Origin of the sequence: Aquirufa nivalisilvae (genome assembly GCF_003143535.1) — a bacterium.
Classification (GTDB): domain Bacteria; phylum Bacteroidota; class Bacteroidia; order Cytophagales; family Spirosomataceae; genus Aquirufa; species Aquirufa nivalisilvae.
The window spans coordinates 88,208-106,190 of the sequence record NZ_CP029346.1; the positions used below are offsets into that span (position 1 = coordinate 88,208).

19 protein-coding genes and 2 tRNA genes are annotated in these 17,983 nt (G+C 36.3%); 17 read left to right on the forward strand and 4 right to left on the reverse strand.

What is annotated here, in order from left to right:
• The first annotated feature begins 205 nt into the window (after positions 1-205).
• From HME7025_RS00465 to HME7025_RS00540, 16 genes are all read left to right on the forward strand, one after another.
• Entirely contained in the window at positions 206-463 is a 258-nt protein-coding gene (locus HME7025_RS00465) for a hypothetical protein (protein WP_109321756.1), read from the forward strand.
• A 5-nt stretch (positions 464-468) separates the two neighbouring features.
• The gene (locus HME7025_RS00470) at positions 469-1,761 is read left to right on the forward strand and encodes a hypothetical protein (RefSeq protein WP_109321757.1); all 1,293 of its coding nucleotides are present in this window, start codon (positions 469-471) and stop codon (positions 1,759-1,761) included.
• Positions 1,751-2,734, forward strand: a complete 984-nt coding sequence (locus HME7025_RS00475) for a DUF6712 family protein (protein ID WP_109321758.1) — start codon at positions 1,751-1,753, stop codon at positions 2,732-2,734. Before HME7025_RS00470 ends, HME7025_RS00475 begins: the two co-directional genes overlap by 11 nt.
• 3 nt (positions 2,735-2,737) lie before the next feature.
• Positions 2,738-3,025, forward strand: a complete 288-nt coding sequence (locus HME7025_RS00480; protein WP_109321759.1) for a phage holin family protein — start codon at positions 2,738-2,740, stop codon at positions 3,023-3,025.
• Positions 3,022-3,312 (forward strand): hypothetical protein, encoded by a 291-nt coding sequence (locus HME7025_RS13405; protein WP_109321760.1) that lies wholly within the window; start codon positions 3,022-3,024, stop codon positions 3,310-3,312. The genes HME7025_RS00480 and HME7025_RS13405 overlap by 4 nt, the downstream gene beginning before the upstream one ends.
• Positions 3,309-3,812, forward strand: coding sequence for a M15 family metallopeptidase (locus HME7025_RS00490; protein ID WP_109321761.1), 504 nt, complete (start codon positions 3,309-3,311; stop codon positions 3,810-3,812). Before HME7025_RS13405 ends, HME7025_RS00490 begins: the two co-directional genes overlap by 4 nt.
• 29 nt (positions 3,813-3,841) lie before the next feature.
• On the forward strand, positions 3,842-4,144 hold the full coding sequence (locus HME7025_RS13410; RefSeq protein ID WP_161956179.1) for a hypothetical protein: 303 nt from the start codon (positions 3,842-3,844) through the stop codon (positions 4,142-4,144).
• Entirely contained in the window at positions 4,134-4,442 is a 309-nt protein-coding gene (locus tag HME7025_RS00500) for a hypothetical protein (protein WP_109321763.1), read from the forward strand. Before HME7025_RS13410 ends, HME7025_RS00500 begins: the two co-directional genes overlap by 11 nt.
• A gap of 17 nt (positions 4,443-4,459) precedes the next feature.
• Positions 4,460-5,314 carry a hypothetical protein gene (locus HME7025_RS00505; protein WP_109321764.1) on the forward strand — a complete coding sequence of 285 codons (855 nt, stop codon included), beginning with the start codon at positions 4,460-4,462 and terminating at the stop codon, positions 5,312-5,314.
• The gene (locus tag HME7025_RS00510) at positions 5,311-5,778 is read left to right on the forward strand and encodes a hypothetical protein (RefSeq protein ID WP_109321765.1); all 468 of its coding nucleotides are present in this window, start codon (positions 5,311-5,313) and stop codon (positions 5,776-5,778) included. Before HME7025_RS00505 ends, HME7025_RS00510 begins: the two co-directional genes overlap by 4 nt.
• A 2-nt stretch (positions 5,779-5,780) precedes the next feature.
• A complete protein-coding gene (locus tag HME7025_RS00515; protein WP_161956180.1) occupies positions 5,781-7,904 on the forward strand; it encodes a DUF5977 domain-containing protein in 2,124 nt (707 codons plus the stop codon).
• The gene (locus tag HME7025_RS00520) at positions 7,897-8,457 is read left to right on the forward strand and encodes a hypothetical protein (protein WP_109321767.1); all 561 of its coding nucleotides are present in this window, start codon (positions 7,897-7,899) and stop codon (positions 8,455-8,457) included. Before HME7025_RS00515 ends, HME7025_RS00520 begins: the two co-directional genes overlap by 8 nt.
• A 139-nt stretch (positions 8,458-8,596) precedes the next feature.
• The gene (locus HME7025_RS00525; protein ID WP_109321768.1) at positions 8,597-9,160 is read left to right on the forward strand and encodes a hypothetical protein; all 564 of its coding nucleotides are present in this window, start codon (positions 8,597-8,599) and stop codon (positions 9,158-9,160) included.
• 44 nt (positions 9,161-9,204) lie between these two features.
• Positions 9,205-9,405 (forward strand): hypothetical protein, encoded by a 201-nt coding sequence (locus HME7025_RS00530; protein WP_109321769.1) that lies wholly within the window; start codon positions 9,205-9,207, stop codon positions 9,403-9,405.
• A 96-nt stretch (positions 9,406-9,501) separates the two neighbouring features.
• Complete coding sequence (locus HME7025_RS00535) at positions 9,502-13,230, forward strand: hypothetical protein (RefSeq protein WP_109321770.1); 3,729 nt, start codon at positions 9,502-9,504, stop codon at positions 13,228-13,230.
• Complete coding sequence (locus HME7025_RS00540; protein WP_109321771.1) at positions 13,230-14,660, forward strand: hypothetical protein; 1,431 nt, start codon at positions 13,230-13,232, stop codon at positions 14,658-14,660. Before HME7025_RS00535 ends, HME7025_RS00540 begins: the two co-directional genes overlap by 1 nt.
• Here HME7025_RS00540 and HME7025_RS00545 read toward each other — a convergent pair.
• The 3 genes from HME7025_RS00545 to HME7025_RS00555 all read right to left on the reverse strand — a co-directional run bounded on the left by HME7025_RS00545 (position 14,657) and on the right by HME7025_RS00555 (position 16,236).
• On the reverse strand, positions 14,657-15,928 hold the full coding sequence (locus HME7025_RS00545; protein ID WP_109321772.1) for a tyrosine-type recombinase/integrase: 1,272 nt from the start codon (positions 15,926-15,928) through the stop codon (positions 14,657-14,659). The genes HME7025_RS00540 and HME7025_RS00545 overlap by 4 nt on opposite strands.
• A 106-nt stretch (positions 15,929-16,034) precedes the next feature.
• A tRNA-Leu gene (locus HME7025_RS00550) sits at positions 16,035-16,120 on the reverse strand.
• Between the two features lie 40 nt (positions 16,121-16,160).
• Positions 16,161-16,236: transfer RNA gene (locus tag HME7025_RS00555), tRNA-Gly, on the reverse strand.
• Positions 16,237-16,334: 98 nt separating this feature from the next.
• Here HME7025_RS00555 and HME7025_RS00560 point away from each other — a divergent pair.
• Complete coding sequence (locus HME7025_RS00560; protein ID WP_109321773.1) at positions 16,335-16,805, forward strand: Lrp/AsnC family transcriptional regulator; 471 nt, start codon at positions 16,335-16,337, stop codon at positions 16,803-16,805.
• On the opposite strand, the gene tgt is transcribed toward HME7025_RS00560, so the two are convergent.
• Positions 16,806-17,939 carry a tRNA guanosine(34) transglycosylase Tgt gene (gene tgt / locus HME7025_RS00565; RefSeq protein WP_109321774.1) on the reverse strand — a complete coding sequence of 378 codons (1,134 nt, stop codon included), beginning with the start codon at positions 17,937-17,939 and terminating at the stop codon, positions 16,806-16,808.
• Between the last annotated feature and the right edge of the window lie 44 nt (positions 17,940-17,983).

Genomic DNA, 17,983 nt, shown 5'->3' on the forward strand with positions numbered 1-17,983 from the left:
GATTTTTTATGGCAATTGCCTTCTAGGGTAAAGTGCGGGCCTTCGCTGTGAGTGATTTGCATTAAAATAAGTCGTTTTGATGCCAAAATATTGATAATCAGCTGTTTATAAATAAAAATGTTGCAAAAATAGGTGTGTTTTCAGTAAAAAAACTGTCCTTTTTAAAAAAAAAGGAATGAGTTAATCTTGTTTTAAGCTAAAAACAATGAGGACAATCTATTTCAATGAATTTTTATCAGAAGTAAATAAGCCCAATTCTGTATTCTCATTGGGTTTTTATAAGGCAAATGGTATTTACGTTGAAAAAAGTAACATCATGAGTCGAAGTTCTCATTTTGGTGAACGCAAAAAGTTTAACAGAAATGGCCTTTTGAGATGTATTGAAAGGTCAAATAGTCAAGTTTTTGATGTTACCATTGATTTAGTCATGAATTTCAATGGAATGGAAATTGTAAGAATTTAATCAAAATGGTAGAGAAAATTTCAGCTAATGTCTATGTCGTTCACCATGCTAAATCCAGTATTGGAGTAACATTTGGGAATGCCCATGATTCAGGCTATGATGGAATGACAGGCTCTTCAAAGTCTGCTGAATATGTGCCATTTGGAGTAGATGATAAGATGCTACATCAGTTTCATCAAATCTGTACATCTTCACCAAATAAGTGGCCACTTTTAAAGACAAAGCGTGATTTTATGCTTGGTCGAGGAATTGATATTTTGACTAAAACTGTCAAAGATGGCAAAAAGGAATATGTTCTTGAGAATGACCAGGAGACAATCCAAATCGATGAATTTTTAGAAAATATCGGATATTATGAAACGCTAAAAGCAAAGGCCATGGATATATGCTTTGCTTCTAGATATTTTGTCAAAATATCACTTTCACCTTTACCTCTAAAAGTTGATACGTATGAGCGAGTGGATCCATTTCACTGCAGACCTAAAAAGATGTCAGCAAGTGATAACAGAATAAATACTTATGTTCTTAATGCCAATTTTGGTAAAGCGGACTATAAAAAGTCAGAGAATGTAGAGATTCCTGCCTATGATCCTAAGAATCCTACTGCATATCCTGTGTTCATTGTAGATGTAAGGGATATTTATCCTGGACAGACTTACCATCCAATAGCAGAATGGTGGGGAACGAAAGACTGGACAGAGGTAACTAACAAAATCCCCAAATTTCATAGTTCTGGGCTTGATAATGGATATAATATCAAATACCATATTTCTGTTCCAGATAATTACTTTGAAAAGGATTCTTACCCAGAGGGATATGATGAGGAACGGTTGAAAAAAGAGGTTTTAGACAATATTGGGGAAACGTTATCAGGCATTGACAATGTAGATAAAACGCTTTTTACCTTCCATAAGGTCCTTTCTGAAGGTAGATATGCTGAGTCTGGAATTAAGATTATTCCACTAGAAAATAAAATGAGTGATGATGCATATACATCACTATTTACTACAGCAAATACAGTTCAAGCTTCTGGACATAGAGTACTACCAGTTCTGGCAGGTATTGATACTGGAGGGAAGCTAGGCGGATCAGGTAAGGAGCTGGAGGCAGCTGCTAATTTTCAACAAGGGTTTTTAACTTATTCAGATCGGGAGTTATTACTGGCTGATTTTCAAGTGATCAAAAAAATCAATGGATGGAATAGAAATAAGGTGGCCATGTTTGAGGATATCAAGCTTTATACCTATGATGTAACTCCTTCTCAAGCCACTCAAAATCCTAATAACAATGCTAATTAAGAATGAAGTAGAGCTTAAGAATGTATTAGGCGGTGTCCAGCAATCTATTTCTTGGTCTACCATTGAGCCATTTGTAAAGCAAGCTGAGCTGAAGTTTATAGTAGATGAAATTGGTCGAGAATTTTATGATCAATTATCTACAACCCCTACTCCTAATGCAAAAGAGGCTCAATTATTAGAATACCTAACTATAGCTTCCGGCTACTATGCTTTAGGTATTGGCTTACCTCAGCTTATCGCAACTTTTGGAGATATGGGAGTCTCATTTGTAGATAAAGCCCAGGTAACTCCTTTGACAAAGTGGGCCTATTCTGAAATATTATCTTCCAGTATCAAAGCTGCTGATGATGCGATGGAAAGTGCCATGGCATTTTTAGATAATAATAGTGAAGATTTTTCAACCTGGAACGGTAGTCCAGAAAGAGCACATGCTAAAAGTTTATTCCTAAGCTCAGCATCTGATTTAACCTTGTTTTTCCCTCCTGTAAAAGAGTCTCGTAGGCTTTATAAAAGGATTAGAGGTTATATCTCAAAAGTTGAGGAGTATCAATTAAAGCCATTATTGGGTAAGGATTTTATGGATTATCTAAAATCTAGTACTGATAGTGAAAAGCAAGAGAAGCTTGAGCTATTAAGTATCATTAAACATTATTTAGCAAATAAATCCTTTGCTGAAGCTATTCCATTTCTTAATCTAAGCGATGATTTTAAGTTAATGATGAGCTCCGATTCTGTCATTGCTGAGTCGTTTATAAATACTGCAGGATTAGACCAGACCAGAAGAGAGGAGTTAAGGCTTTCCTGTGAAGAAGCAGCTCAAAATTATCTCAAAAAGACTAAGGATTTTTTAATTGATAATGCATCTAATACAGTGTTTCCTACTTTTTATGCTTCAGCATTTTATGCAATACTGCCAAAGACAAAATCAAGTTTCACTAAAAATGATCCTTCCAAACCTTACGTAATTTTTTAATCGATGAAGAATTTTTTAGAAAACTTAGGCATTGACATCGCTCTTATGATAACTGGATTTTTTGGATCAGTTTTCATGGTCTCAAAAACTGCAGCACAAAATATCAAAACTTCCCTAGTCGGAATAGTATCAGGAACATTGGCCGCAAACTACTGTACTCCAATAGTTCTGGAGATATTCCAGTTTCAAGGTAAATCTCAATTTGGGATAGCTTTTATTCTAGGCTATTTGGGGGTAAAAGGTGTAGAGCGATTCATTACCCGATTTATTAACAAAAAAATAGAAGAATGATGGAGACAAAATTAAATTTTATAGCCAATCTCATCATGTTCGTTTTTGGCTTGATTCTTTACTTAAATGTGTTTGCAGGCTTAGGTCATAAAAGAGCAATTTCTAAGCAAATGCTTGCTTTCATCCATTTTTTTAAACTTGGAGTAGCTTGTTTTTTGACTAGGACTCTCTTTAATATTTTATCATGCCCTCATCCAAGTTGGCCAGAATTGATCTTCAATTTTTTTATTGATGCAGTATTAATCGGAGGCTTTATAAAGCACTATTTTTTATACGAAAAAAAATGAGTCAAAGGGATCAAGTTACATTAGATCGAATTGAATTACTTCACCCATTACTTAGGGATGAAGCATTGAAAATTTATCAAAAATGCTGTTCTGCCCTTACTGGAAGAGCAACTGTTCGATTTACCTATACTACTCGGTCTTTTAAGGAACAAAATCTATTATATGCTCAAGGCAGAACTAAGCCAGGGAAAGTAGTAACAAAAGCAAAAGCAGGATTTTCATTCCATAATTATGGTTTGGCCATTGATATCTGCTTGATTATAGATGGTAAGGAGGCTTCCTGGAATGATTTGAAGGATTTTGACTATGATGGATTAGCAGACTGGATGGAGATAGTAGCAATATTTAAAGAGTTTGGATGGGAATGGGGTGGAGACTTTAAATCTATTTTAGACAAGCCTCACTTTCAAAAAACATTTGGGTATAAAGTAGAAAAGCTTTTGACCATTTATAATGCTGGTCAATTGGATATTAGTGGATTTGTTAAAATAGCTGCTTGATGATACTTCTTCTATTTTTTAAGGACCTCATGAATAAGTTATTATCCCCAATTAGGGTTCCATTTTTATTACTGGTTCTAATCCCTCTGATGGGGATTGCTTTTTGGATTCATTCGAAACACAAAACTAGGAAGATTGAAGCATTAGAAGTAAGTATTCAGAAAGCTAAAGACTATGCCCAATTAATTCACTGGAGAGATTCTATCATCATTTTATCAATTAACCATGAAATTGACTCGATTAAAAATACTTCTTGGATTTATATGGGTACTGTTGACCGGATGTCAGATAAAGAGCTACAGTCAGAGCTTTCAAGGCGATTTGAAAAGTGATACGGCAAAATTTTATTTATCTAGAGTAGGGGCCATTCAAGCAATTAGAACAGCTGAGCAGTTAAGAGTTTCAAAGTTTGAATTAGCTAGAACTAAAATGCTCCTTGATATTTATCGAAATCAACGAGATAGTAGCGTGATAAGCTCTTTTATCGTTCAAAGAGAGCTTTTGCAGGTTAAACAAAGAACAGAAGCATTATCCATCAAGTTTAAGTCAGCTAATATAGAAAGGTGGGCTTGGAGAGGTGGTTTTTTATTTTCTGCAGTAGTTATAATTATTAAGGCTTCTGGTCAATAGTTTAAATTTTGGCATACATGAAAAAAGTATCACTAGAAGAGAATGGAAAGCAAAAGGTATATTTAATACCTGAGAATTTTAGTGAGTGTACAAGTGATCAAATCTCATTTATTTTAACTTCCCAGCTAACTATTTATACTCTTGACAGCTTAGGTGATCATGATAAATCAATGATAGTTAAGCTTGAAGTATTATATCTATTATCAAAAATACCAAAGAAATTATTTGCAAGACTCACACTAGATCAGCAGTATATCATCTTGAAATTAGTTCATTGGTCATTTTCTGCCAGAATTGAAACTAAGCCATTTGAATTCTTCGTATATAATAAGGTTAAGTACTATTTACCAGCTGATAATTATGCTGATACGAGTTCATTTGAATGGGCTATTTGTAATATTTTTTATGTCAATTTCTCCCAGAACAATCTAAATACAAGCTTATTCTATTCATTAATTGCTACTATCTGTAGGCCTGAAAGAAAAGACATTAAGTCCTTTATGCAGGATCCTAAATTATGGAATGGAGATAGGAGAGAAATCTATAATTCAATCAATTCAAATCAAAGAGCTAAATATTTTGAAGCTATACCAATGGGAACTCTTTTAGCTGTTTTTCAATATTGGGAGGCTGTAAATAATCGATTTGTAGAAAGGAATAGCGAGCTTTTTGAGAGCAGCGATGATGCTCCTATGTTTCCTAATGGTGAAGGATGCCTCTCTCTTTTAGAGGATGTAGCTGAAGAGGGAATTCTAGGAGATTTAGACAAGGTTCACCAAGCGAATATCCATGGACTTTTCGTCTATCTAAGGCATAAAAGAAAAAAAGTGGAAGTGATGGAAAAGGAAATGAATAAACATACACAGCAATGATAAAAGGGGATTTAACAAGCTTTGTTAGCTTAATTCAGGAGACAGTGGAAACAAACTTTCCAGCTGTGAAAGCTTTTATTTATGGTCATGCTAATAAAGTAATAGCAGCATCTAAGTCAAATACTTATCCTATAATTCACCTAGCTAGACCGATGATTGAGACAATTGGGAATGGATTTGGAGCACCTAACACTGTTTTTTATGCTGAAATAACAGCTATAACCAAGGTCAATTTATCGGGAATGCAGGCTACTCATAATTCTAATGAATTAGAGGCGGACAATTTGGCTTTAAATATGGTCTTAGAGCTTGAAACTCATTTGAGGGATAAGGCTAGAGAGTTTGAGTTTGAATTTAAACTTCTATCTGAATTTGAACCGCTAATACCAGGATGGATAGATCAGGTAGTAGGTTGGAAAATGACATGTCAAATTACATTGGGGGCCAATGTTCAAATAGGTTAATTATGGATATTTCTTTTGTTGCAAATACGAGTTATAAAACAGCTTTTTTAGCTAAAAATAAGGTTTTGGTAAATGTAGACCCAGCGAGTCTAACTATTTTGGATAGATCAAAGCTTCGCTATTATTTGACTTTGGTTGTACCTACTTATTCAGGTGCTCCTCTTGCTTCATGGGTTGAATTGCCAGCGATGGAAGGAGTAGAAGAGCCATTGGAAACATTATCAGACAGCTCAGTTGTTGCTAGAGGAGCATTTTTTGAAATTGGAAATATTTTAAAAAGCTTGGTAAGTTCATCGAGGCCTGATTTTAACCAGGTATTAATTAAGGGCATTCCTAATTATGTATCACCTTTACGGTTCAAATCAGAAATTAAGAATAATTCTGTAGCCATTGGGTCCCCAGTTTTAAGTGATATCAAATACACTATTTGCGGTGGAATATCTGAGAGTGATAACCATTTTTGGGGAATTGATTTTATTAAAAAATCCATTGGGGAAGCCCATAGATTTTTAAATCATTCCTCTTATAAGAGGCTGCATCCTAATCAGCCATTTTATCTGTATTTTTTAAATAATCTACAGCCATCAGCTCAAGCTATTAAGCTTAGAGCTTTCCGTTATTTTGAAGATGGTACGAGTGATGCAGAAGCATTTAATGTAAGCGTAATGGCTGCCATTTTTATGAATGTTTATTGTGTTCCTTCTCATCCTGATTTGATTGGTAGTTCAAGGTTGACTGGCGAAAATAGAATGACCAGTTATTCTGTTTGGTTAGTCAATGAAAATAACCAGGTTATTTCTGAGGTTGTTAATTGTACCATTGATTATTCAGATTACCAACTTGTGAAATTCATTTTATTCCGAAATAGTTTAGGCGCTTACGAGAGTATTTTCCTTCCAGGTAGAACTACTGAGAAAATGGGAATCTCAAGAGAGCTAGTTGAGCATTCTACTTCTTATAATCATCTTGGTTTTTTTTCTGAAAAAGTGGTGAATAGAGTAAACGGAGAAAGGGAATTAACCTTGAATAGTAGCTGGATAGATGAAAATGAAAAGGAATTATTTCTTCAATTGGCCATGAGTGAAGATGTATTGATTGTTAGCAATCAGCAATATATTCCCATGGTAATAATGAATGATGATCATTTGATTTATGATTCTGAAGAAAAAGTAGTAGGTAGGTCATTTACATTTAGATATAGCTCCTTAGAGTCTAATGTGTCTAATTTGCCAGTATTTCCAACTGCAGAAGCTAGGGCTACTGGATGGAGAGGCTATGGTACTATGGCTTGTGAATTAGATATCTATGGTAAGAGAACAGGTAAGGGAAAAATTAGCCATTTGGAGTTATATTATTTGGATGATAATAGTTTTGTTTTACCACATACAGTTAAGCTAAATGTGGAAGGTACAGTAGGTTATATTGGAATTCAAACAACGGGGCTTTGTAGCTCTACTCCATATTTGAGTAATAGTTATTCTGCCATTGGCACATTTAAAAAGTCTACTTGTGGTAATGGCTATACCGGTGGGTTTGCCACGATTAGTATTGCAGCAAATAGATGGGGTTCTGAAGCTAGTCAGAGTGATGCAGATGCAAAAGCATTAGATGAGTGGAGAGCATTAAACACTCAAGGTTACGCTGATGCTAATGGAACTTGTACACTAGTAAATTCTGGAAACTTAAGAGCAAAGTTCTTTACATTCTTTCCTGATGGTACAGGTGTGGCTCCTGAAGGTATTTATTCAAATACTCCTACTTTGAATGTATTACTAAATTCATTGTTCATTGATTCTACTGTTCTATCCGGATTGGGTCTACCAATTGATTATGTAGCAGCTCGATTTACTGGGTTTATTAAGGCCCCAATTACTGGCCAAATTCAGATTTATATTACTTCAGATGATGGTGTTAGATTGAAGTGGGATAATATGCTTGTATTAGATGCTTGGATTAACCGTGGAGCTACTGAGAATATTATAACCTTGGATGTTATAGCTAACCAATATTATCCATTCTTACTAGATTTTTTCGAATATAACGGATTAGAGTATCTAAGTGTTTCATGGAGTTATACAGGTCAAGTGAAAATTGCCATCCCTTCAGCAAATATGTTTTATGAATAATTTGGAGAGTGATCGCTTCATAAGACAAGCGATAAAAACCATTTTTTTATCTGGAGTAATTTCTGAGGCTGTCAAGCAGTTTCAGGATTCTATTGATCGAGCTAATTTAATTGCTACACAAAAATTACTTAAGGATTTCTCTTCTACAGTGATTGATGACAATCAAGGTATCATAGGCGAAATAAGCTTTAATGCCTATGGTCGTTTTCAAGATATGAAAAACGTTCAATGGAATTTTAAGAAGCCTCCAGTGGATGAATTAGAAAAATGGATTTCAGTTAAAGGAATTAGCAATTTTGCTTGGATAGCAGGATATGAGAAAACAGGGAGGGTTCCATCTGAAAGTTTAGCCATGAAGAAAATAGCTTGGGCTATTTCTCATTCAATGCAAAATGGGGATGCTGCGAAAAATAGAAAAGGAAGATCCTGGTACAATAAAACCAAAGTTAGGATTATGAATAATATTGCTGAGAAAATTAGCAAGGAAATCAATATTCTGCTTGTAAATAAAATGGCTAGTTCCATATCTGGAACTGGAGAGGTTACTTTTTAAGCTTTGATTAATGCATAACTAGTAGAAAATATGGCAGTTATAGCTATTTATTTGTAAACAAATTCTATTTAATGTATAGTTTTGTTGTGTATTAACGTACAAGTTATTCACAATCTACAATAAACCAACCCAAACTATCATGGCAATATCTATTAAAAGCGTGCCTATTTTAAAAGATAAAGTAGCTCGCAAATTCGTTGTACTTAGAACAGTATTGGGTAGTCAAAAGCTGGCTACTGAAGCTATGGACATGCTTGAGAAGTTTGCTTCAGAAACTCCATTTTCTTTAGACCAGTTGACAGGTAGCTACATCAAACTAGTTCAGCGAGGTATCAAAGTTACTGCAGTAGAATTGACTAAAATTGGAGATTTAGCCTCATCACAGGGGAAAGAATTTGACCAGCTAACAGAAGCATTATTGGATGCTAGTACTGGAGAGTTTGAGCGATTGAAGGAGTTTGGTATCAAAGGGAAGACCATGGGTGACCAAATCACATTGACCTTTGGCAAGGTTCAAAAAGTGATAGCAAATACTCCAGAAGCTATTCAAAATGCTGTGATATCCTTTGGTGAATTAAATGGAGTCATGGGAGGAATGGCTAAATTACCTAAAGATTTAGCTGTAATACAAAGTAACCTGGGAGATATATTTGATGATTTGAGAGTTCGGATATTAAAGAAATTAGCAATTTTGCTTGGATAGCAGGGTATGAGAATACTGGGAGAGTCCCTTCTGAAAGTTTAGCGATGAATAAAATAGCTTGGGCTATTTCTCATTCAATGCCAAGTGGAGATATGGCAAAAAACAGAAAGGGTAGATCATGGTGCAATAAGACCAAGGCCAGAATAATGAGCAATATTGCCGAAAAAATAACCAAAAAGATTGATCAAATGCTTGTAAATAAAATTGCTAGTTCTATATATGGCATAGGAGAGGTTACTTTTTAATAGTTCTTACATCATCACTGTAAGCTTTTTCTAGCTTAAAACCGTCCTTAATTCCTTTTTGTAGTTACTGCTTATTTGTAAAAAATACAAATAGGCATGAGCTATACAGAAGAAGGAAGAATTAAACTGATAGTAGATGATGTACAAGCTTCAGTAAAGTGGGAGCAAAATAAGCAATCTATTTCCCGAATAAAGAAAGAGCTGGAGGACCTAGCCACTTCAGGAGCGAAGGGGAGCGAAGGATATAAGAAATTACAGCAAGAGCTTAATGGATTGAATAATGAGCAGCGTTCACTAAAAATGAACATTGATGTTTCTTCTGCCAGTGTTAATCAATTACAAGAGGCCTTAAGGTATTGGACCAGTCAAGCTAAACAAGCAAAACAGGGATCAAGTGAATGGGTAGCAGCGACATCTAAAATAGCAGAAATTAGGCCTCACCTTACTCAAGCTACTACTGAGCTAAATTCATTAGGTAATGTAGTCAAAGCCCAGCCTTCTATTTGGGCAAATTTCAAAACAGTTGCATTAGGAGTCTTTGCCGGTCAAGGTCTAATTGGATTAGTTCAGGGGGCCATTACTGGATTAAAGAGCTTTGGTATGTCAATCTATGATATGACAGCCAAATTTGAGAAGTATGAGACTGTACTTAGAACAGTATTGGGTAGTCAAAAGCTGGCTACTGAAGCTATGGCCATGCTAAAGAAGTTTGCTTCAGAAACTCCATTTTCTTTAGACCAGTTGACAGGTAGTTACATCAAGCTAGTCCAGCGAGGCATCAAAGTTACTGCAGTAGAATTGACTAAACTTGGAGATTTAGCCTCATCCCAGGGCAAAGAGTTTGACATGCTAACAGAAGCATTATTGGATGCCGGTACTGGAGAATTTGAGCGATTAAAAGAGTTTGGTATCAAAGGGAAGACCATGGGGGACCAAATCACATTAACCTTTGGTAAGGTTCAAAAAGTGATTGCAAATACTCCTGAAGCTATTCAGAATGCAGTAATATCCTTTGGTGAATTAAATGGTGTCATGGGAGGCATGGCTAATATCTCTAAAGATTTAGCTGGAAAACAAAGTAACCTGGGAGATACTTTTGATGATTTGAGAGTCCGGATAGGGAATAAATTAAAACCAGTATTTCATTGGTTTTTAGATGCATTATATCAGTCAATTGGCCTTGTAGTCTCTCTAGGTAGAGTCGTTCTTGAAGGAGGAAGATTTATAGCTGAGGTTAGCCCGGCTATAGCAGGATTTGCTGTGGCTATTTTAACCATGAATGCAGCTAATATTAAGGCTGCTGCCAGTGCTTTATATCATACGACTATAGAAAAAGGAAGGGCTGTTTATATTGCCCTTTCTGCGTCAGCTATGAGGGCATTTAATCTTGTTATGGCTGCGACTCCACTGGGGGCCATTGGACTTTTAATTGCAAGTGCTGCAGCTGCACTAGTTTATTTTTATAATAAATCTGAATCAGCACAAGCTGCAGTAAGAGGGCTTTGGAATGCATTGAAAGCGATAGGAACCACTATTGTTACTGTTATTAAGGCAATTGCTTCCCTAGATTTTTCTAGTGTAGCTTCAGCTTTTTCTAATGCCGGTAAAAACATTGGAGCAGCTTATGAAAAAGGCTATAATGAAAAGACTGCTGAATTTGCCAAATCTAGAAGAGATAAAGAGCTAGCTGCTCAAAAGGCTCATTTAATGCAGTTAGAAGATAATAAAGTCGCTGCCATTAAAAATGAGGATCAAAGGGAAAAGGCCCGGATGGATTTAGCCTACAAGCGAAAAGTAGAAGAAATCAATTCTACCATCAAAGATGCCACAGTAAGAGATCAAAAATTAGCCCAGCTGGCCACTCAGCATGAGGGGGAAATTTCCAATATTGGAAGAGCAGCCAGGGAAAAACGTAAGCAGGAGCAGGAAGAAGCAGCCAAAAAATTTAAGGAGGCTGAAAAAGAACGCTTAAAGGATGAGGAGGAGCTATTAAAGCAGATTGGAAATGCTAAAATTGAAGCTATAAAAGATGATAATGAGCGTCAATTAGCCAAACTAAAGCTAGATTTTGAGCGTGATAAGGATGCTGTAGAAAAGTCTAAAGCCAATGCTCAAATAAAAGCTGAAGCATTAAAGCAACTGCAGTTAGCTTATGATACAAGTCTTCTAAATATGCAGGAGGATTTCCAGAAGAAGAAAGAAAAGATTGAGCTTGATGCCATTAAGAAAAAAGAAGCTGAAGATAAAAAGAAAGCTGATGAAGAAAAGGCTCGATTAGACCAGGAGAGAAAGGACCATAAGGAGCTTTTAGATGATAAGTTCAAGGCCGAAATTGATCAGGCTAAAATTAATCTAGATCTCACTAAGAAAAATTCCCAGGCTATGTGGGATGCTAAGCTTAGGATTTTAAATATTGAGGCAAAGCAAAAAGCTGATAGACTAAAAGCTGAAGCAAAGGCTGAGAGGGATAGAATTAAGGAAAGCCTTGATGCTCAAACAGAAAAATTCCGCAAAGAGGCTGATTTAGAAAAACAAAGAATTGCTGAAAGTGTTACTGATAAAACAGCTAGAGATCAGCAAATCAAGAAAATAGATGATGATACTCAGCTTGCTATCTTTAATTCGAATACTACTGCAGCATTAAGGCTAAAAGCCCTAGATGATAGATTAGTCAATGAGCTTCGATTAAATGATACTTCGCTTCAGCGAGACAAGATCAATTTAAATCAAGAGGCGAACGATGCTAAAGAACAAAGTAATCAAGAGTTTTACCAGGGATTAAATGCTGCCATGGCTGGGGACATGCAGTCATTCTTGGGATTTTTGAAGAAAAAGGCATTAGAGGATGGTAAGCATTTAAATGAAAGGACTCAGGCCTTTGCTAATCATGCCAATGGTGTGGGTTCATTAATGCTCAATGCTGTAAATCAGCTTATGCAATTGAATGCCAATTATACCAAATCCCAGCTAAATAATTTGACTTCTGAAAGGGATGCTAATTTGAAGAAATTAGATGAAGAGTATGAAGCTGGAGTATTAACAAAGGATGAACTTGATACTGCTAAGCTAAAGCTTCAGAAGAAATTTGATGAGGAAGCATTAAAGCTTAAGAAGGAGGAATTTGAACGAAATAAAAAGCTTCAAAAAGCTAATGCAGTTATAGCCGGATCAATGGCTATTTTAAGTGCTCTAGCTATGCCATGGCCAGTAGGTTTAGTAATGGCTGTTTTAGCTGGTGTTAAAACTGCTTATGAAATAAACCAGATTTCAGACCAAAAATTTGAGGGGAGAAAAGGAGGTATATTCAAAAATTATGGAGTAGCCCAAGGTTCATCCCATGGTAAGAAATATGGTGAAGCTGGAATAGTGATGCATGACCGAGTTACCGGTGCTGAGGTAGGAGAGATTGAAGGGGGAGAGCCTGTAATGGTTCTTTCTAAAAAGACCTACGCAAATAATAAGCCCGTAATTGATAGACTCTTGGAAAGTTCAATGTACAGAAATGGTTCACCGATTACCATGCAAGATGGTGGGGTATTTCAACTAGGACGAACTAAGATGATGTTTGCAGATGGCGGGGTATTTTCAAGGCCCACAGGAGTGATGCCGAGTGAAAGCAGTGAATCCTATATCAATGAGAATAAAGAGCTTCAAATCGAAGCAAATCGATTCTTATCTGGGATTTATAAACACATCATTGAACTTCTTAGTACAAATCAAGCTCAAAAGGGAATTTTGGAGGATATCCGGGAAAAAGATAATGCATCTGATATAATGCATGCCATTGAACGTAGACAGTCGACAACTATTAAAAGCCGTTTCTAATGTTTGGAATCAGAATAAATAATGAATGGGTAGATTTGTCCCCATCTATGAGTGATGGTCAAAGCCCAATTAAATTGAGTCGCTATAATTCACTATTTGATTTTGAAGGAATTAGTGGTTCTCAAGTAAATGATTTTTCCGTACCATTTACTCCAAAGAATGATGAAATATTTGGGTGGTTCAGACTTCCTCAAATCAAATACAATTACCAGGAATACTACTGTGAGAAGGTTGCAGATGGATATATCATTGAGCGAGGTTATGTTACAATTGTAAATTGTACTGAATCAGAGTATGTACTCACCTTTTCTCAAAATTTAAGTGAAATATTTGGGGTGTATCATAATATGCCCATGAATCAGTTTCCTTTAGGTATAGTACCAATTGCACCTATTAAAGATGCCAATCATTTAACAGATGCAATTTGTTGGCCAACTGTGGACAATAATCTATTCTATGGGACCAATACTTTAGCTGGATTTACAGGAAAAATGAATAGCTGGTCAGGTCTCACTTTGAATGATATTGCTAGAGTGCCTATGGTATTTTTAAGGCACTTTTTTGAACAGTTGGCTAATCGATGCAGTTTTAAATTTAAAGGCACATTTTTCACATCTGATATCTTTAAGCGAATGGTATTTGTTAATACCCAGAGCATAGATTTTAAATATGAAATATTCCTGGAAGATCATTTACCTGCGGACCTTACTATCTCCGAGTTTATTAAAGAGCTTCGTAAGCTATTGAATCTAGCTATCTATTTTGATATTACAAATAGGATTATGTATGCCTATTGGGGCAATGAATTATTAGATAAGCCTGTACGTAGAAATTGGACAAAAAAAGTTACTCCTTCGACTGCAAGAACTCCTGAATTAGCCAATAGATTAGAATTAGATTGGGAGTTAGATTCTAATGATAATCTTTTTAAACCTAATATTTACTATCCTTTGCCTACTGGGTTTAGCAAATATCAGTCAAATGCAACAGGTGAAATATTCCAAATTAAGTCTAAGATCTCTACAATTGTAGAAGTATCAGGAACTGCGATAATGGAACAAATTGGTATTAGTAGCAGGTTTAATCAAACAGGTTCAAAATTTTCTCCCAGAATTGCTTTCTGGAAGGGATTAGTATATGATGATCCAACTATATCTAATGCTATGGATGGTCTAACATTAGGATTTGTAGGGTCAAATCCAATTATTACTAAATGTTATTGGAACTATGAAAAACTAAGAAGAAATACCTGTTATAAAACCGTTATAGCAGACTTGAATGCCATAGATCTTTATGCGATTGATTGGCACAATAATCCCGATGCTGATCATGCTGTATTTATCGATGGGAAGGAATATTATATCACACAAGTAGAAGTTTTATTACCACTCCAGGGAGTATCAAAATTATACTTGATGGAAAAACCTTAGAATTCTGGGAATTTATTGATTTGATCGTAGTCGATAAACAAGCCTAGGTCCCTTAAATACTTTTGAGTAGTTGCTAAATCTGAATGCCGGCACTGCTGTCGAAGTAGTTCAATGTTTTGAGTAGCTTGGAATAAAGCAATAGCTCCAGAATGCTTCCAGGAATAGGTATCAAATTTAAGTCCATCAAGATTTATTCTTTTTAATATTGCTTTATGTTTGTTATAAAAATGTTCCTTCCCTAATGCAATTGGCCCAGGTAGTCCATCATCTCCAAATACATAATAACTCTCTGGGTAATCTCTAAGCTTAGCTTCTTGGATTATTTTCTCAAGAGCTGCTGGAATCATCACATGCTCTGTAGCATTATTCTTTGCATTCTCTGCAGGTACTCTAAGTGTTTTTTCTTTGATATCCTCAATCTTAAGTAATCTTAGCTCATAACGTGGCCGTAAAAAGGCAAAATAGATAAATTGAACAAAGAGTAATAATTGATGCTCTCCTCTGTAGATACATTCCTTTTTAAAATCTGCTATTTGATTTTTAGTGTAGGCTGCATGTCTAGTACTTAAATGAGGAAGTTTTTCAATTCCTTCAAAGGGGTTCTGAGTAATTACCTTTCTTTTTTTGTAGAAGTTGAAAATAGTAGAAATGGTCCCTTTGGTATTATTTCTTGACCTGTTTGAAATTTTATTTACATAGATAAGATCATCTAAAAATCTCATAGCCTGAACATCTGTAAACCTTTCTAAGCTTATTTTTTCAAGGTGGTTTTTGTCCAGGAAATTAGTAAGCCTTTTTACATCTGAAGTATAGCTTTGAAGAGTTCTCGGGCTTAGTATTGTTTTATGGAATGCAAGGTAATTTCTAGTAGCCTCTTTAAGAGTAGAAAAGCAATTGATTTTATTTATGTTTAGCTTTTCACTTAAGGTAGTGGGAGTATCTGCAGTGGCAAACTTATTGTAAGTCCCTCCAGCTTTTAAAAGTGGATCAATTTCTTCAATAACTTCTTTAGCATAAGCATAGCGGTCTTTGGCTCTTTTTTGATTTAGGGTAACTCTTCTACGATGAATTTTTTTTTCATTGATATCCCAGATGTAGTATTCTACATGCCAGACTTTATCCAGGCTTTTATCATAATCTCTAATCTTACAGAGTTTATACGGATAAATTTTTCTAGGTTTCTCAGCCATCTTTTCCTGGTTTAGAAAGTGATCCTGGTGGATTTCGATATCATGAATAAATTTTTGGGAAGTTGGATTATTTGTCATTTTAGAGATGGGTTATTTGTCATTTCTGAAAAATACCTTGTCATTTTCTCTAAATTCGCTTCGTTAAAAAGCCGTAACTCGCAATATTTCAGCAAGTTACGGCTAGTACCTGGGATGGGAATCGAACCCATACGAGCGTTTCGGCTCACAGGATTTTAAGTCCTGCGTGTCTACCAGTTCCACCACCCAGGCGGCCCTGTAAAACTCAAAAGCACCGAGGGGTGCTTCCAAGTGGAGCGAAAGACGGGGTTCGAACCCGCGACCTCGACCTTGGCAAGGTCGCGCTCTACCAGCTGAGCTACTTTCGCATTTTCGTGGGGCAAAATTAAGAACCTTTGCTTATTTATGCAAGAGGAAACGTAAATTTCCCTTAAATATTCTATAATTTTGTTTTTTCTAACATTCCATGAACATCACAAAACTAGATCAAACCGATCACAAACTGCTGGAAATTTTGCAACAAAATGCCAAAATTACCAACGCCCAATTGTCGAAGGAAATAGGCCTTTCTCCAGCTCCTACTTTGGAACGTGTCAAGAAATTAGAGAGTCTTGGAATCATCCAAAGCTATCATGCCCAAGTGGACCGCGATAAAGTAGGTTTAGGTGTAACTACTTTTGTTACAGTGACTTTAACAGGCCACAAGAAGCAAGTAACGGAGTCATTTGTTCGACAAATCAATCAAATACCTGAGGTGATTGAATGCCATCACGTGACGGGTGCAGGGGATTTTATGTTGAAGATTATCTCCAAAGATATCTCCACTTATCAGAAATTAATGTTGGAAAAAATCAACGAAATCGAAGAGGTATCAGCGACCTCCACGATGGTGATTTTATCGACTTTCAAAGAATCAAAAGTTTTACCAATTCCTTGATTATAGACGCTGCATGAGTTGGGGAATCATGCGATTTTTCCAAGAAGTGAAACTTCCTTGTAGTATTTCTTTGCGAGCTTCGCCTACTAACCATAGGTAAAAGCGCAGGTTACATACACTGGCAATCATGGCACCCAGCATCTCTTCACAACGAATCAAATGCCGAACGTAGGCTTTGCTGTATTGGCCATGGACAGTATCAGCAAAAGCGGGATCTATCACAGAAAAGTCGGACTTCCACTTTTCATTTTTGATGTTGATGATGCCTTGAGTCGTGAAAATCATACCGTTTCTCGCATTGCGCGTAGGCATCACACAGTCAAACATATCAATTCCTAAGGCGATTCCTTCTAAAATATTGGCGGGTGTTCCCACTCCCATTAAATAGCGGGGCTTGTCTTTTGGCAAGATATCAGTTACCTCATCTGCCATTTCATACATATCTTCCACGGGTTCACCCACGGATAGTCCACCAATGGCATTGCCAAATGCGCCTTTCTCTGCTATGTATTCAGCAGAAATCTTACGAAGATCTTTGTATACGCTACCTTGAACGATAGGAAACAAGGCTTGGTTGTGCCCGTATTTGGGCTCTGTGGCCTCGAATCTGTTGATACAACGATCTAGCCAACGGTGGGTCATTTCCATGGATTTACGAGCATATTCGTAGGTACATGGATATGGCGTACATTCATCAAAGGCCATCATGATATCAGCTCCAATGGTTCTTTGAATATCCATCACGGATTCGGGGCTAAAAAAATGCGTACTGCCGTCGATGTGCGATTTAAATTTGACTCCTTCTTCTACGATTTTTCTTCCTGTCCCAGCCAAAGAATAAACTTGATATCCACCCGAGTCCGTTAAGATTGGGCCATTCCAAGAATTAAATTTATGTAGTCCACCTGCAGCTTCTATCACTTCTAAACCGGGTCTTAGGTAAAGGTGGTAAGTATTTCCTAAAATAATTTGGGCTTTAATGGGATCCGTTAATTCGGAAATATGAACACCTTTAACGGTACCTGCTGTGCCAACAGGCATAAAAATGGGGGTTTGAATAGTACCGTGGTCGGTGCTTAAGCTACCGGCTCTTGCCTTGGAATGGACATCTGTGGATTGAATCTCAAATTTCATACCACAAAGGTAGGGAAAAAATAAAGCGGTACATGAGTTCACAT